Genomic DNA, 1,191 nt, shown 5'->3' with positions numbered 1-1,191 from the left:
CTAGTCATCTGGAACGCAAGTTCGCCACATTAGTTGATAGCTCGAATCTCTACAGAGGAGAGAGCTCGTGGCGAATGCAGGTGAACGAGGCCGGCCGATCGCGCCGTTGGTGCTTAGTCCGCAGGAGCGGGCGTACTTGGAGAGGCAAGTTCGTCGTCATCGCGTTGCCCGATCGCTATCTGAGCGCTGCCGCGCGATCCTGCGGTGTGCGGATGGCTTGCCAAGCAAGTCCGTGGCTGCCGAACTCGGCCTCCACGAACACACCGTTGGCAAGTGGCGTCGCCGATTTTTGAAGGATCGCTGTGATGGCCTGCTTGACGAGGCCCGCCCTGGCCGCCCTCGAACCATCAACGACGATCAGGTTGCTGAGGTAATTGAGCGGACATTGCGTACAACGCCACCCGACGCGACGCACTGGTCGATCCGCTCAATGGCTGRGGAAACTGGCTTTTCCCACACCACGATCCGCCGAATGTGGATGGCGTTCGGCCTGCAGCCGCACCGCAGCCAGACATTCAAGCTGTCGAGCGACCCGCTGTTCGTCGACAAGGTCCGCGATATCGTCRGCCTTTACCTGTCCCCACCGAACCGAGCCCTTGTCCTCAGTATCGATGAGAAAAGCCAGATCCAGGCCCTGGRTCGCGAGCAGCCGGTCCTGCCGATGATGCCGGGCGTACCGGAACGGCGCACGCACAGTTATGTGCGGCATGGTACGACCTCGCTGTTTGCCGCGCTCGATGTCGCCTCGGGGTTCGTCATCGGCAAATGCTATAAGCGGCACCGGGCAGTCGAGTTCTTGAAGTTTTTAAAAGGGATCGATGCTCAAGTTCCTGAAGGCCTCGATGTCCATCTCGTCATGGACAACTACGCCACCCACAAAACACCTAAGATCAAAGCGTGGCTCGCCCGTCGGCCGCACTATCATGTCCACTTCACGCCGACTTCCGCGTCATGGATCAATCAGGTCGAGCGCTGGTTCGCTGAACTCACCAGAAAACAGATCCAGCGAGGTGTTCACACCTCCGTCAGGCAGCTCGAGGCCGACATCCGTACCTTCATCGACCTGCACAACAGAAAACCGAAGCCATTCAAATGGACCAAGTCCGCAGACCAGATTTTGGCTTCCGTCAAACGCTTCTGCTATAAAGCTCAGCGGACTTTATGTGGCGAACTTTAGATTCACGTGACTAG

1 protein-coding gene is annotated in these 1,191 nt (G+C 58.2%); it reads left to right on the top strand.

Annotated elements, in window-relative coordinates:
* The first annotated feature begins 67 nt into the window (after window positions 1–67).
* Window positions 68–1,177, top strand: coding sequence for an IS630 family transposase (locus AC1DW2_RS43780; protein WP_477009210.1), 1,110 nt, complete (start codon window positions 68–70; stop codon window positions 1,175–1,177).
* Window positions 1,178–1,191 lie beyond the last annotated feature (14 nt).

This window comes from Bradyrhizobium sp. P3_C3 (genome assembly GCF_056402655.1).
This window is presented reverse-complemented; position numbering and strand designations above follow the sequence as displayed.